Genomic DNA, 13,467 nt, shown 5'->3' on the forward strand with positions numbered 1-13,467 from the left:
TTCTATGCGGCTAATGCATAGTGTTGTTCGCGGTAGGCACGAGGGGTTATACCCGTTATACTCTTGAAGAATTTTGTAAAATTGGAGGGATCATCAAAATGAAGCTGATAGCCTATTTCGGCTACGGTGAGGTTCGTATTCCGAATCAAATTCTGAGCTTCAAACGCCGTCCGCTCCCGTATGTGCTGCAGCGCTGTTTTACCCGTATACTTTTTGAGTATATCGCTGAGGTAGTGCGGGTGTATGTGCAGTCGGTTGGCGGCTTCATGGACCGTCAGCAGCACCGTCGATTCCCGCGTAGGATCAGGTAGATAGTACATCTGCAACAAACTCTGAAACCGCTCAACCAGCGATACAGGCTGCGAGTACTCAATAGCCGAAAGCGTCTGACGGTAAATCTGTCGGCTTTTGATCAGAGATGCTTGAAGTAAATGGTAAATCAAATCCAGCCGATCCGATTTAGAGCGCGTGGGATGGCTGGCTTCCGTAACAATGAGTTCAAACTGATGCGCTAGTTCATTGGCCTCATCTGACTTGATATGAATCAACGGCTGAGCCCCCTTCCGGTAAAAGGGATATTCATGCATGGGGTCCGACAGCATAGACCGTTTAGTTACGAATTCTGCTGTAAACATCAGCACATAGCCGTGCCACTGATCTTCCTTGTGAATGGATCGAACTGTCCAGGGACGAAGAAAATACAGCGTACCCGGCTGAACGCGGTAAGGTACTCCATCCAAGTGAATGGTCCCCGTTCCTTCGGTTACCAGAGCGGCTACATAGGTACTGCTTCGAAAAGGGGGAATTATTTCGCCCGGCCCACCAAACTGCTCAAACGGGAAAATGCCAAAACAGCGGTTGGTAGCGTCAATCGACTTGACGGCCTTCAAAAAATCCGGCAAATTATCGTAGTACGGAATCGGTTGAGCTTCCACGTAGGCTAAAGTGACAGGACAGACAAAAGGGATTTATTAACACAAACTCATTCAAGCGTATTACTTTCCAATAACAGCAATTACATCGATTCTAGATATGTAAAAACGAGAAAGCACCGCTCGTGCGCCAACAAAACCCATTTAACACTAGGCAATTTAGTTGTATTATTCTAAAAAATGAATTGCACTAATTGAATTATTCGAAGAATAAATTACTCACACCGGCAGAAGCGTGCGGTGTAATACAGGAGCTTGAGGATTAACTTTCAGTGGTAGACTGGCCTGTTGTTCATTAATACGATTTCACTGGGTAATCGGGCCTGGTTGGGCTTACTCAAACAAGCCCATCTTATTACCTTATTGTGTAGAAGATACCCTAGCCGACTTTTCCTCTACGCTAACTTTAGGCCGACTGAAATCACCACATAATGCTCGAAATACAGCTGGCGCGTATTTATCAAGGACTACCATTAGCAGCATGCAAATACCCAGACCAATTAAGGGGCTCATTAGATGAAAAAATCCGCCCGTTACGATTGATTTTGCGAAGATTCGATGGAAAACAAGGTTGACAACAGGGTGGTATAAATAAAGCGGTAAGGAGTACCGTCTGCCATAGTAGCTAAGCGGATACTCCGGAGAGATAGATAGTCGTAATGATAATAGAAAGATACCAACCGAAAGCGGTAAGGTGCCTGCGAGAAAGTTTACCTTGGCTGCGCTGGGCATAAAGCTTGACAAGAACGACACCTCAACTAGTTGAAGGCCAATACCAAGGGCAATTAGTATGTAGGCAGTCAGTCTGGATACATGTCTATCTAACGCATGCTTGGAAATTAAAAACCCAATGCATAAAAAAGGAACGGATAATAAAGAGCGGGCATAAATTGGGTGAGGTCCAAGGCCCAGCAGGGAGTTGTAAGGTATGAAAATCAGGATAATCAGCAGACTAACCACGACCACAAAAGGCAACAACTTGTCTAATTTAAAATGTAACAGGAACCAGAGCGCCAGATAACCCAGCATCATGGAGGTGAGAAACCACAGATGAAAATAAACGCCCGTTAATAATGTAAAGTAGGTAATCAGGGGCTTGATCGTTCCTTCAGTAAGTAAAGTAAACAGTAAATAAAATAGGTTGACGAACAGCGTGACAAACAATAGATTTCTAATTGTTTTAGTAAAAGCCTGAACCGGCCGGACAGCATAGCTTTTCTGAAAATAATAGCCTGCAACCATAAAAAAGAATGGGACTACCCATCGTCCTAACACGCCCAATAAGCTCAGCGTAGGGCGATACTCTGAGTAGATACTGTGACATAAAAAAACTAGACAAGCGCCTAAAAACCGAAAAACATCTATACTTCCATTACGTTGATTCATGATTCATATAACTGGCGAGCCAGCGTAGTTTGATGAACAACCTGATTGTTATATTGCTAATTATATATGATTCAGTAGACCTTTTTCGGCGATAAATAAGTATTTCTCCAATGTATAGATAAGCTTCGTGTTAGCCTCTTGTGTCCATACAGACACAGGGAAATTGACATAAAATGTAATTGGAGCAGCACGAGTATAGTATTAACCGCTTTAATTCTCTAGAATGCGTCTACAATTTAATATATTTTGGCTTTTTTATAACATAATGTTTATATAATCAATTATTCGGTTCTTTAAAATACATATTTGGGTCTATTCTCTCTAATGTCCAACCACCTTGCAGGAAAATAGAAAGCTCGTAGTGCATTTACAGTAACGCCGTTTGGTAGTAAGGTTAAAGCAGAAATCGTCGTAATTTTGTGCTAAACAAAATTGATTTCAGTTATGCCAAAGGCACAAATGAATACCGACAAGGGCACAATGCTCATTGAGTTTTTCGAGAAAGATGCTCCTAAGGCGGTCGATAACTTTATTACCCTGGCCAAGAAGGGCTTTTATGACGGGGTTAAATTTCACCGCGTAATCCCAAATTTCATGATTCAGGGGGGCGATCCGACGGGTACCGGCGCAGGTGGACCAGGCTATACTATTGATTGTGAACTTACTGGCGAGAATCAGTACCACGATCGGGGTGTTTTATCCATGGCTCACCGGGGGCGTAATACGGGCGGTTCACAGTTTTTCATCTGTCATAACCGCCAGAACACCGCTCACCTCGACCGGAACCACACGGTTTTTGGCAAAGTGGTCGACGGTTTGGACGTAATCGACCAGATTCAGCAGGGTGACAAAATCAACAGCATCACAGTGCTGGAAGATTAGTATAAACTGATAACAACATTAAACGACATACCCCGCCCCTGATTCAGGGGCGGGGTATGTCGTTTAATGTTTCTCAACTATAGGCGGGCGTCTTCTTCGAAATGAGTCCCGAAATGGCCAGCCCCACGGCAGCAATCGCTCCGGCTCCGGCAATTAACTGAACCTGGCTATAGCCCTTCTGTTCGGCAGCAATCGCCACGTAAGCCCAGGTAAACACCAGAATATAGGCCACACTCCGGTAACGGTTGAAAACGATTGCACCTACAACCAGTCCAACGATGAGTATGGCCATTGCCCATGACTGTTCGCTCAGGCCCATCAGACTAAACTCTGTCGATTTTAAAAACACTGTTACGTTTAAAATCGTAGCCACGGTAAGCCAGCCGAAGTAAATTGAAAACGGAATCCGGGCCAGCCATGTTTCCGTTGCCGAAGCTGGAGATTCAGGTAATGTAGCGTCCGGGTCCGTATCAACCAGGGGCGTTGTAGCTCCCCGTAAGCCACGCCGAACGAGCAGTTGCTGTTCAATGACCACCAGCGAGAACAGCATCACCAGAATAACCAGCAAGGCAATGCCAATACGCTCGTTATTAAAAAGCGGGCTCCAGGCTGCATTCCCAAACGCATTGAGTACTACCCACCAGCCAATCGCCCGGAAGCGGGGATTTTCTCGTTGAGCGCTCAGGCCCTGGTAAATGGCAAAACCCAGCAGGCCTAGAAAAATGATTCCCCAAATCGAAAAGGCATAACCCGCCGGCGTAATCAGCGTGTGGTACTTGTCGGAAATTACCTTATTTGTTTGTCCCCCAAAAGCTCCCGTGTTGGAGAGGTAATTCATCACAATAAGCGTGATGATGCTGAACATGACAAAGAACTGACGTAGTTTATCGGATTGCATAAAACGAAAGGGCTTGGTTACCAATTGATAACCAAGCCCTTCAAGCTAGTGTTTCCCGAAGGGGAAGCGTTATAACTCCAGAATTTTAATTTCTGTCCGACGGTTGCGCTGGTGTTCCTCTTCGGTCTTGGCATTTTTAACGACCAACCGCGTTTCGCCATACCCTTTGGCCACCAGCCGGTCGGCCGAAATACCCTGCGACACAATGTAATCCACCGCAGCTTTGGCTCGATTTTGCGACAACTTCATGTTGTATGCATCAGGCGCCCGAACGTCCGTATGTGAGCTAAGTTCGAGTTTGAGCGTTGGGTTGTCTTTCAAAATCACAACGATTTTGTCAAGCTCCGGCGCAGCATCCGATCGAATGTTGTATTTATCGAGATCGTAGTAAATGTTTTCGAGAACAAACGTTTTGTTTAGCAGCGACCGATCGAGCAAAAGATCGACAGTAAATGTTGTATCGGTTTGCGGTTTGGTCAGGAAGACGGCAGGAATGCTTCTACCTTGCATCGTAAACGGCTCCCGGCGGGTCAGGTAACCTTTTCGTTCGGCCAGAAGTGTATAGTCTTTGCCTTCTGTTAATGGATATTTCCCAAACGTTCCGGGCTGACCCGTTACGACTTCGGCAATTGGCTGGCCCGTTGCGTCGTCCAGAATCCGAACGCGTGCCGAATCGAGCGGGGCAGTGGGTGTCTCATTGGCCAAAACCGTTCCAGCAATGAAATAGCGAACGATTTTGGGAGCGTTGGCCGGTGGTGGCGTTTGCACGATAATCGTTGTGGTATCGGTTGGTGGGCCTTCCTGGAAGAAATAAATGTCATCATCGCCTTTTCCTCCGCTCCGGTTCGAGGCCATATAGCCTTTGGTGGCTTCGGTATAAATCAGGCCGAAGTCATCGGCGGGCGAGTTGATGGGCTGTCCCATATTTTCAACCCGTGTAACGCCCCCTGAACGCGTAGCCACGAACACGTCTAATTTTCCTAAACCCGGATGACCATCCGAAGCAAAATATAATTTTGCATTGGGCGCTACGTAGGGAAACATCTCGTCGCCGGGCGTATTGATATCGCGGCCCATGTTGACGGGACGGCTGAAGCGGCCGGATGCATCAATACTGGTCCGATACAGGTCAATACCACCAGCACCACCGGCCCGATTTGAAGCAAAGTAAAGCGTTTTTCCATCGGCCGAAAACGCGGGCGATCCGTCCCAGGCCAGCGAATCACTGATGGGCAAACGCAGTGGCTGGCTCCAGGTGTTGTTGTCGCCCAGGCGGCTAATGTACAAGTCGACATCGAGGCCACCTTTCCGTTTGCCATTGTTACCCCGCGCCAGGATCATGGTTTTCCCATCTTTTGAGAAAGCCGGTGTCCCTTCGTTCACGTCGCCCTGAAAGACATTGTTGCTGAACACCTCGGGCGTACCTGAAGCACCACCCGGATTTCCGGTCTCGTCGGGCTTCTGGTCGGGCAACGCTTTGCTTAGCTTCGTTTTATATAACCCCAGCATAGGCTGGCCATTGTTCTTATACACAGTCTCTTTCCGGGAGGCCGTAAATACCAAGTCCTCACCCCGAACGACTGGTGCAAATTCAGCCCCCGGCGAGTTCAGGTTACCCATGTTGCGGAGCGTGATGAGCGATTTGTTCTGGGCAATAGCATCAATCGCCTTCAGCGTTTCTACTTCCCGTTTGGCTTTGTCGAGCGTAGCTTTTGCGGCTGTCTTTGGCGCATTGGCCAGGTATTGCTGCAACTGCTGCAGGGCTGCGGCATAGTTTCCCTGCGATTTTAGGGCATACGCGTAATTGAAGTGGGCGTCGGGCTCTTTGGTACCCGCTTCAATGGCCTTCTGATAAAAGGGGACGGCCTCACCAAACCGGTTCGATAAGCGGTAGGATTCAGCGGTATAATAATTCAGGCGGGCCGGGTCGATATCGCCCTTTGCTGCTTTCTGAAACTGGGTTAGTGCCAGATTATATTCGCCAGCATCATAGTGACGGACACCTTTCTTATACGCCTGCATGGCTGAATTGCAGCCCGTTAGTCCGCTGGCCAGACCTAACACTACGAGCAGTACAGATAACGTATTGGTTTTCATAGGACTAAAAAAGCAAATCGCTGATTCTCGCCCAAGATAATGCAAATTTGGGCGGGTCTTACTTTTAACGATTACAATTGGTTTTTATTGAGGATTGTTTCACAGTAAAAACGGGTGAAAACCCGCGCTTTGTACGAATCTGTTTTAAGGATTCCAAAGCACGGGCTTTCACCCGTTTTAATTATGAACAGGTTTCTTACGCTTGTTGCCCCACGCCCATTTCCTCAGCAACTTCCGTTGCATAGGCATCCGTCGGAATGCAGGAACAAACCAGGTTCCGGTCACCATAGGCCGAATCAATACGACTCACACTTGGCCAGAACTTACGAGCCCGCACCTGTGGCAACGGATACACTGCTTTTTCGCGGCTGTACGGGCGCGTCCAGTTGTCGCTCAAGGCAACCGTAGCGGTGTGTGGCGCGTATTTCAGTACATTGCTGGCCCGGTCGGCGTCTCCTGCTTCAATTTCGCGAATTTCATTTCGGATAGCAATCATGGCCTCGCAGAAGCGATCCAGTTCAGCTTTTGATTCCGATTCTGTTGGCTCGATCATCAGCGTACCAGCCACTGGGAACGAGACAGTTGGCGCATGGAAGCCATAATCCATCAATCGTTTGGCGATGTCTTCAACTTCAACGCCAGATGTCGCTTTGAACGGACGGCAATCGAGAATCATTTCATGCGCGCAACGACCATTCGTACCTGTATACAACGTGTCGTAATGCCCTTCCAAACGAGCTTTGATGTAGTTGGCGTTCAGAATAGCTCGTTTCGTGGCATTCGTTAATCCTTCGCCCCCCATCATCGCAATGTAGGCATACGAAATAGTGAGGATACTCGCCGAGCCGTAGGGGGCCGCCGAAACAGCATGAATGGCCTGATCGCCCCCAATGTGCACCACGGCATGACCGGGAAGGAACGGTACCAACTGCGGAGCGACACCAATTGGCCCCATGCCTGGCCCGCCCCCGCCATGCGGAATGCAGAATGTTTTATGAAGATTCAGGTGACACACATCGGCACCAATCGTAGCTGGTGACGTCAGACCAACCTGCGCGTTCATGTTCGCACCATCCATGTAGACCTGCCCACCATGTTCGTGAATGATGGAGCAGATTTCTTTGATGCTTTCTTCAAATACCCCGTGTGTCGATGGGTACGTTACCATCAGACACGACAGGTCATTGCTGTACTGCTCCGCTTTCGCCTTCAAGTCAGCTACGTCAATGTTGCCGCGCTCATCGCATTTGACAATGACCACCTTCATACCAGCCATAACAGCGCTGGCGGGGTTGGTTCCATGCGCTGATTGTGGGATAAGCGAAATAGTCCGGTGAGCATCGCCCCGACTTTCGTGATACGCCCGAATAACCATTAATCCGGCGTATTCACCCTGAGCGCCCGAGTTTGGTTGCAGCGACATGGCGGCAAAGCCCGTTATCTCGCAAAGCCAGGCATTTAGTTCGGCAAACATCTGCTGATAGCCGGTCGTTTGGTCTTTCGGCGCGAAGGGATGCAGTTTGCCCAGTTCAGGCCAGGTAACCGGAATCATTTCGGCCGTCGCGTTCAGTTTCATGGTGCAGCTACCGAGCGAAATCATCGAATGAACCAGCGAAAGATCCTTTTCTTCCAGCGATTTTAGGTAACGCAGCATTTCGTGTTCCGTATGGTGCGTATTGAATACCGGATGCGTGAGGTAGTCCGACTGCCGGATGAGTGGCTCAGGCCAGGTAATTTCCAGACTTTCCAGAATAGCCTCCATATCGGCTTTGATGCCGAAAACAGTCAGCAATTCGGTTACGTCGTGTAATGATTTTGCTTCATCGAACGAGACGCCTACGTGCTCTTCATCGTCAAAATAACGCAGGTTAATCTGAGCAGCCTTTGCCGATTTTTTCAGCGATTCGGTGTCCAGCACCTTTACCGTAACCGTATCGAAGTAATTTTCTGTATTTACCTCGTAGCCGTTCCAGCGAAGCGCCGTTGCGAAAATCTTAGTCAGTGCATGTACCTGCTCCGCAATGGCGCGCAGCCGTTGTGGACCGTGATAAACAGCATAGCTTCCGGCCATAACGGCCAGCAGCACCTGTGCGGTACAGATGTTCGAGGTCGCTTTTTCCCGACGAATGTGTTGCTCGCGCGTCTGGAGCGCCATCCGCAGGGCAGGTTTGCCCTCGGCATCCTGAGATACACCGATAATCCGTCCCGGAATCTGCCGTTTGAAGGCATCGCGGGTTGCGAAGAAAGCCGCGTGCGGACCACCGTAGCCCATAGGTACGCCAAACCGTTGCGATGAGCCAACCACAACATCAGCGCCCATTTCGCCGGGTGAGGTGAGCAAGGTGAGCGCCAGCAAATCGGCAGCAACAGCCACCGTAATGCTCAGTTCATGAGCAGCAGCAATCAGATCGGTGTAGTTGAATACTTCACCGTCCGAAGCCGGGTATTGCAGCAGCATGCCGAAGATCTGGCCACTGGTGAGATCAACCGTGCGGTGGTCGCCAACCAGGATGGTAACACCAATGGGCGTGGCCCGTGTCAGCAGTACATCGATAGTTTGGGGATGGCACCGATCCGAAACGAAAAATGTCGTCGCGGCTTTCTTTTGCGCCGGACGCATGGCAAACAGCATGTGCATCGCTTCGGCGGCAGCGGTGGCTTCGTCGAGGAGGGATGCATTGGCCAGATCCATGCCCGTCAGGTCCGATACGACCGTCTGAAAATTAAGCAGCGCTTCGAGCCGTCCCTGGGCAATTTCGGCCTGATAAGGCGTATAGGCCGTGTACCAGGCTGGATTTTCGAGAATATTGCGAAGAATAACGTTTGGCGTCAGCGTATCGTAATACCCCGTACCGATGTATGATTTAAAGATTTTATTTTGCCCGGCCACCTTTTTAAAATCAGTCAGAAAAGCGGTTTCTGACTTGGGTGCGGGGAGGTTCAGTGGCGTTGCCAGTCGAATAGCGTCGGGTACGGTTTGACCAATCAGTTCGTCGATGGTTTCGGCCCCAATGGTCTGGAGCATGTCGGCCAGAGCCGTGTCAGTCTGACCGTGATGACGGTCTTCAAATATGTCTGTTTGTTGAAGCTTTAGTTTCATGCCTGAATCGACCACCTTTTCGTTTTAATGAAAACTCAAATTTACGGCAGAAGGTGCAAACTCCGGTATAAGTTACCAATATTGTGGCCCGATAATTGCCGACTCTACCCTGATGCATCAAAATGACTTACCTTTAATATCGGTTATCATGCCGGTTTATAACGGCGAACGCTTCCTTGCCGAAGCGATAGAAAGTATTTTGGCGCAGGAATACACAAATTTTGAACTGCTGATTCTGGACAATGGCTCGACCGATGGAACACCTGACCTGCTATCTCATTTTGCCCGGCTCGACAGCCGGATTCGGTTATTGCATGAACCAAACCCGCTGGGTTACGGGGGCGAAGTAGCCAGTAACATAGCGACAAAGCAGGCAAAGGGGAAATTTATTGCCAAACTCGATTCCGATGACATTGCCACACCAGATCGGCTGGCTAAACAGGCAGGCTATCTGATGGACCATCCCGATGTGTTTCTGGTGGGTAGTCAATTGACGCTTATCAACGAAAGAGGCCAAGTTACGGGTACCCGCCTGTACCCGCTCACGCATGAGGAAATTTACAACGAGTTTTACCTTCGCTTCCCGATAGCGAACCCCGCCATTATGTATCGAAATGATCTGAGTGAGGATTTATACCAGATTCGGTTTCCTCACTTCAACGATTATTACAGTTTGTTCCGGTTACTTCAGGAAGGTTATCGCGTATATAATCTGCCCGAAACGTTGACTGCTTACCGGGTTCACACGACGAATACCGTATTCACCAATCTGCGGACCAAATGGCGCAGTAATGTAGCGATTAAAAAAGCTTTTGTTCATGAGTTTGGCTACTCGCCCCCCTGGATACACCAGCTTAAAATAGTGGCTATCACATGGGTCATTAACCTGTTTCCTGAACCTATGCTTATCAAATCAATGAATAAGGCCCGTCAGTTAATTAATGCCTAATCAACCATGATCGGACGCATCCTTAAAATCGGCTCCCAAATCGTTTGGGGTGGCGTGAAAGCCATACCAGCCTACGTCAGTGATTATTTTGCGCTGAAGAAACAGTTAAACGGGCATTCCGACTTCCCAATCCGCAGTTATTATCCAGCTATTTTCGACCGGTACGCAGAAAGCGGTGAACTGATAAAGCATTATTTTCTTCAGGACTTGTATGTAGCCCAGCGCATTTTCAAAAACAACCCTATCAAACACGTAGATATTGGCTCCCGTATCGACGGATTTGTCGGGCACGTGGCGGCTTACCGGCCCATCGAAATTATTGACATCAGGCCCCTGACCCGATCCATTCGCAACGTCAGCTTTCGGCAGGCCGATTTGATGAACCTGCCCGCCGACCTGATTCGCTCGACCGACTCCATTTCAGCCCTGCACGCTATCGAACACTTTGGCCTCGGTCGTTATGGCGACCCCATTGACGCCAATGGCCATATTAAAGCTCTGGATAATATTCGACAGATTATTAAGCCAGGTGGTACGTTCTATTTCTCGTCGCCCATTGGCCCGCAGGGAATTGTGTATAATGCCCATCGCGTGTTTTCAGTTGGTTATCTTGTGGCCTTGTTTGAGCCACATTATACGATCGAGCGTTTTTCATATATCGATGACAATGAACAATTCATAGAGGATGCTGACTGCCGTTCGGATGCCGCTCAACGTAATTTTGGCTGTAGTTATGGCTGTGGAATTTTTGAGATGACTCGACGAATTGACTGATCTTATGAAACGATTTCTACAATGGCTACTAGCTCCAATTCGCATTACGCTACTACAGCCGGTTTACGAAAAACTGTATTTGTTTACGATTTATGCTATGAATTATGGGGGTGGCTCATTTACCGACGATAGCGGAGAGCGGCACGTGGTTCGGCATGTTGCACAAAAAACGGCAGGCCAACCCGGTCCGGCTATGATTTTCGATGTGGGAGCCAATGTAGGCACCTACGCCCGTATGCTGCTAAACGAGTTTGGCGATAAAGCTATTATCCACTGCTTTGAGCCGTCGCAGGTTACCCATCAGACATTGATCGCCAATATTCCTGAGCCAAACGTCAAAAAGCATAACATCGGGCTGAGTCATGAGGCTGGTGAACTGGCTCTGTACACCGACGCTGAACAGTCAGGCATGACCTCGGTTTATAAGCGAGATTTGCAGCACATCAACGTATCCTTTGCCCAGCACGAAGTAGCTACGTTCAATACGGTCGATGGATTTTCGGAAAATCAGAACATTCAGCAAATCGATTTATTGAAAATTGACGTAGAAGGGCATGAACTGGCGGTTTTGAAAGGGGCACAGCGAATGATTAAGGAGCAGCGAATCCGATTTATTCAATTCGAATTTGGGGGAACGAGTATCGACTCGCGCACTTATTTTCGGGATTTCTGGAACCTGCTTTCGCCTACTTACACCCTCTACCGGATTGTTGGAAATGGCCTTCGCCGGATTGATGCGTACTCTGAGTTTCTCGAAATATTCGTAACCGTTAATTTTCTGGCTGAACGCAAATAAGCAGCCTGCTTATCCCCGACCTAGCGTTATGGTAATTTCTGTTCTTGCGGGTGGACTAGGCAATCAGTTATTTCAGTATGCATTCGGGTTCAGCCTTGCCCAACAACGCAAAACCGAACTCCGGTTGGAACGTCATCTACTGGAAAGCCGGACGCTGGCCCGGCTGCGGAACTATACGCCCCGCCAGTATGAATTGAGTGTTTTTGGGATTGACCAACTGGATTCCTCGCTTTATGATACCCTGCGCTGCCTGAGTCGAACACTGCTTCCTGGTCAACAGGCCGTTCTGCTGCGCGAATCGGCACCAGCAACCTTAACGTCGTTGACCCAGTCTGATACCCAGTTGGAAGATGCCTTTTGTGTCGGCTATTGGCAATCAGAAAGTTATTTTAAACCAGTTGAAGTAGCTCTTCGGCAACAACTGACAGTTAAAAAGCCGCTCTCCAATCTGACTCTGCGTATGGCCGAAACAATTTTTTCATCTGCAAACGCTACGTTTGTCCACATCCGCCGGGGCGACTATATAACCAATACTAAGGCGAATCGGCACCATGGCGTTTGCGGTGAAGCCTACTACCGCAGGGCGGTCGAATACCTGCATCAACAAGCCTCTGATATTCAGTTTTTTGTCTTTTCCGATGATCAGGCCTGGGTCAAACGCGAATTGGGCGCTTTGCTTAGCCCGGCTATCTTTGTTGAGCACAACACAGGCGTCGATAGTTGGCAGGACATGTATCTGATGAGTTTATGCCGCCATGCCATTGTGGCCAACAGTTCATTTAGCTGGTGGGGAGCCTGGCTGAACCCTGACCTGAATCGTATTGTTGTGGCTCCTCAACAGTGGTTTGCGGTTAACCGGTTAACTCAGCCTGCGGTTGCGCCTTCTCACTGGATTACGGTATAACTTAACGCTCATATTCTATGATTCGGCAGGCCCTTGCACCTTACTGGCATACATTTTATGACCGAATGATGGCTGGTCGCCGGAAAAAGTTTTACGGAACCCTAATCCATCCCGGCGACTTATGTTTCGATGTAGGGGCTAACATTGGGAATCGAACGGCCATTTTTCTTGCGCTCAATGCACGGGTTGTTGCCGTTGAGCCGCAGCCCGCCTGTGTTGAGCGCTTAACCCGCCGATTTAAGGATCGAATTACGGTTATAGCCAAAGGGCTGGGAGCCCAAGAGGGCGAGTTACCAATACACATCGGCAGTAATAGCACTTTATCGAGCTTTTCGGAAGAGTGGATTGATACTGTGCAGGACCGATTTGCTGGTTACAAATGGACGGAAACCCTGACCGTTCCGGTAACAACGCTCGACCAACTGATTGCGGCCTATGGCGTACCGTCTTTCTGTAAGATTGACGTAGAAGGGTTCGAATTGCAGGTGTTGCAGGGATTAACGCAGCCAATTCCGATGCTTTCGCTCGAATATGCCGTACCTGAGGCCAAAAACAACCTTGTTGCCGCCATCGACTTGCTCAGTTCTCTTGCAACAGATGTACGGTTCAATTATTCTCCCGGCGAAAGTATGCGGATGGCGATGCCGTCGTTCATTCCGTTGCCTGAGTTCAAAGAACACATTAACTCTCAAACGTTTGAGCAAACGCTTTTCGGCGACGTGTATGTCAAAAGTTTGTTTTAAACACGC

General features: G+C 48.8%; 11 protein-coding genes. 6 read left to right on the plus strand and 5 right to left on the minus strand.

Features of this window, described 5'->3' with window-relative positions:
• Positions 1 to 2: 2 nt before the first annotated feature.
• On the minus strand, positions 3 to 935 hold the full coding sequence (locus SD10_RS26170) for a helix-turn-helix domain-containing protein (protein ID WP_046578106.1): 933 nt from the start codon (positions 933 to 935) through the stop codon (positions 3 to 5).
• A 357-nt stretch (positions 936 to 1,292) separates the two neighbouring features.
• Positions 1,293 to 2,318 carry an acyltransferase family protein gene (locus SD10_RS26175; protein ID WP_046578107.1) on the minus strand — a complete coding sequence of 342 codons (1,026 nt, stop codon included), beginning with the start codon at positions 2,316 to 2,318 and terminating at the stop codon, positions 1,293 to 1,295.
• 444 nt (positions 2,319 to 2,762) lie between these two features.
• On the opposite strand from SD10_RS26175, the gene SD10_RS26180 reads away from it, so the two are divergent.
• Positions 2,763 to 3,200, plus strand: coding sequence for a peptidylprolyl isomerase (locus SD10_RS26180; protein WP_046578109.1), 438 nt, complete (start codon positions 2,763 to 2,765; stop codon positions 3,198 to 3,200).
• 73 nt (positions 3,201 to 3,273) lie between these two features.
• On the opposite strand, the gene SD10_RS26185 is transcribed toward SD10_RS26180, so the two are convergent.
• From SD10_RS26185 to gcvP, 3 genes are all read right to left on the minus strand, one after another.
• On the minus strand, positions 3,274 to 4,098 hold the full coding sequence (locus tag SD10_RS26185) for a tryptophan-rich sensory protein (protein ID WP_046578111.1): 825 nt from the start codon (positions 4,096 to 4,098) through the stop codon (positions 3,274 to 3,276).
• Between the two features lie 69 nt (positions 4,099 to 4,167).
• The gene (locus SD10_RS26190) at positions 4,168 to 6,195 is read right to left on the minus strand and encodes an OmpA family protein (RefSeq protein WP_179945478.1); all 2,028 of its coding nucleotides are present in this window, start codon (positions 6,193 to 6,195) and stop codon (positions 4,168 to 4,170) included.
• Between the two features lie 196 nt (positions 6,196 to 6,391).
• Positions 6,392 to 9,295: an aminomethyl-transferring glycine dehydrogenase gene (gene gcvP, locus SD10_RS26195; protein ID WP_046578112.1), complete on the minus strand. Its 2,904-nt coding sequence runs from the start codon at positions 9,293 to 9,295 to the stop codon at positions 6,392 to 6,394.
• 148 nt (positions 9,296 to 9,443) lie between these two features.
• On the opposite strand from gcvP, the gene SD10_RS26200 reads away from it, so the two are divergent.
• The 5 genes from SD10_RS26200 to SD10_RS26220 are packed head-to-tail and all read left to right on the plus strand — an operon-like array spanning position 9,444 to position 13,461.
• Positions 9,444 to 10,244: a glycosyltransferase family 2 protein gene (locus tag SD10_RS26200; protein WP_082111698.1), complete on the plus strand. Its 801-nt coding sequence runs from the start codon at positions 9,444 to 9,446 to the stop codon at positions 10,242 to 10,244.
• Between the two features lie 6 nt (positions 10,245 to 10,250).
• Positions 10,251 to 11,018 carry a DUF268 domain-containing protein gene (locus SD10_RS26205; protein WP_046578116.1) on the plus strand — a complete coding sequence of 256 codons (768 nt, stop codon included), beginning with the start codon at positions 10,251 to 10,253 and terminating at the stop codon, positions 11,016 to 11,018.
• A 4-nt stretch (positions 11,019 to 11,022) separates the two neighbouring features.
• Positions 11,023 to 11,814 carry an FkbM family methyltransferase gene (locus SD10_RS26210; protein WP_046578118.1) on the plus strand — a complete coding sequence of 264 codons (792 nt, stop codon included), beginning with the start codon at positions 11,023 to 11,025 and terminating at the stop codon, positions 11,812 to 11,814.
• Between the two features lie 28 nt (positions 11,815 to 11,842).
• Positions 11,843 to 12,718: an alpha-1,2-fucosyltransferase gene (locus SD10_RS26215; RefSeq protein ID WP_046578120.1), complete on the plus strand. Its 876-nt coding sequence runs from the start codon at positions 11,843 to 11,845 to the stop codon at positions 12,716 to 12,718.
• A 17-nt stretch (positions 12,719 to 12,735) separates the two neighbouring features.
• Positions 12,736 to 13,461: an FkbM family methyltransferase gene (locus SD10_RS26220; RefSeq protein WP_046578122.1), complete on the plus strand. Its 726-nt coding sequence runs from the start codon at positions 12,736 to 12,738 to the stop codon at positions 13,459 to 13,461.
• Positions 13,462 to 13,467: the final 6 nt, after the last annotated feature.

Source organism: Spirosoma radiotolerans (genome assembly GCF_000974425.1).
Taxonomy (GTDB): domain Bacteria; phylum Bacteroidota; class Bacteroidia; order Cytophagales; family Spirosomataceae; genus Spirosoma; species Spirosoma radiotolerans.